Source organism: Geodermatophilus obscurus (genome assembly GCF_900143215.1).
In the GTDB taxonomy this organism is placed as follows: Bacteria; Actinomycetota; Actinomycetes; order Mycobacteriales; family Geodermatophilaceae; genus Geodermatophilus; species Geodermatophilus obscurus_A.
The window spans coordinates 3,038-4,427 of record NZ_FRDM01000078.1; the positions used below are offsets into that span (position 1 = coordinate 3,038).

Below are 1,390 nucleotides of genomic sequence, written 5' to 3' on the forward strand. Positions count from 1 at the left end.
CGACCCGGCTGTCACACGCGCGCGTCACCAGCACCTTCCCCAGGTGTTAGGGCGACGACGGTGGAGGCCGAAGACCATGCACGACGAGCTCGACGACGGTGGCCGCAGCCTGTCCGACGCGGCGCTGGTGCATGCCGCGCGGCGGCGCATCGTGCGAGCGGTCACGGCGCTGGCGGACCACCCGCTGGACGAGGACGCCGTCGCCGGCATGCGCGAGGCCCTGGGGGAACCGGTCCGCTTGGCACAGGCCGCGCTGCGCCGGCTGCGCGCCGGCGACGGCCCCATCGGCCGCACCGACCTCGGCGAGCGCCTCGAGGCCTCCGCTCTGACCACCGACGCCGGCGGCGCGCTGCCGCCCCCGGGGGCTGGCCGCGCTCGCCGGTGCACCACCTGGTCCGCCGGAGGGGTGGCGTGAGCCCCGGCCTGCGGCGCGGCGGGCGCGCCGCCGCGCCGAGGCCGGGATCCGCCGAGCAGGTCGGCGGCAACAGCCGGATCGGCGACCACGACGTCCGACTTCAGGGCCGGTGGACCGGCGGGTCGAAGGTGGCGACCAAGGCCGCGACCGGCCTGCTGTGGACGCTGCTCATCTGCGGGCCGCTGGGTCTGGTGGCTGGCGCCGCCGCCTTCCTCGCCGCTCCGCCGCCGGCCGCCGCGCAGGCCCCGGCCGAGGCGGACACGATGAGCGAGCAGGCCGCGGTGGGGGAGTTCGCCCAGCGCTTCGTGGCCACCTGGTTGACTACTCCTCGCGGGGAGGAGTCGACCCTCGCCGGCTTCGTCGACACCTCTGGGGTCCAGCTTCCCCAGGTGCCGTGGTCGGTCGCCGACCCGGCGACCGCGGCGATCGCCCACGTCGCCACTGGCCGGTGGACGGTGACCGTGGCGGTCACCGTCACTGAGCCGCCGCCAGCGGCCGGTGCGGGCCCGGCACCCAGCCAGACTCCGCCACCGGTGCGGCGGTTCTTCAGCGTGCCGGTCGCCTACGACCAGGGCGCGCTGCTGGCCCAGACGTTGCCGGCTCCGGTGGCCGCTCCAGCACCGGCGGCCCCGGTCCCGCTCGCCTACGGCTACACCGCGCCCGGCCAGCACCCGGCCAGCACCGCTGCCGCCGAGTTCCTCGTGGCCCTGCTGACCGGGACCGGGGACGTCGACCGCTACGTCACACCCGGCACCCGGGTGCAGGCCATCACGCCGGCTCCCTACGCCCAGGTCCGGCTGCAGCGGGTGCAGGTCGACGCCGACCCCGCCGACCTCCCCGACGTGCCTGGCAACGGGGACCAACTGCACGCGCTGGTCACCGCCGAGGCCACCTCCGCGGCCGGGCAGGCCCTCTCGGTGCAGTACGCGCTGACCCTCACCGCCCGCGGGGGCCGGTGGGAGGTGCAGTCGGTGG

Annotated in this window: 2 protein-coding genes; both read left to right on the forward strand. The window is 76.9% G+C overall.

Going from position 1 to position 1,390, the window contains the following annotated elements:
- Window positions 1-76: 76 nt before the first annotated feature.
- Window positions 77-415, forward strand: a complete 339-nt coding sequence (locus BUB17_RS27230; RefSeq protein WP_072921479.1) for a hypothetical protein — start codon at window positions 77-79, stop codon at window positions 413-415.
- Window positions 412-1,390, forward strand: a 979-nt coding sequence (locus BUB17_RS24855; RefSeq protein ID WP_072921481.1) for a conjugal transfer protein, incomplete at its 3' end; no start/stop codon positions are given. The genes BUB17_RS27230 and BUB17_RS24855, both read left to right, overlap by 4 nt.

Coding starts and splice junctions, on each gene's coding strand:
- BUB17_RS27230 (WP_072921479.1), top strand. CDS start 77: ATGCACGACGAGCTCGACGACGGTGGCCGCAGCCTGTCCGACGCGGCG.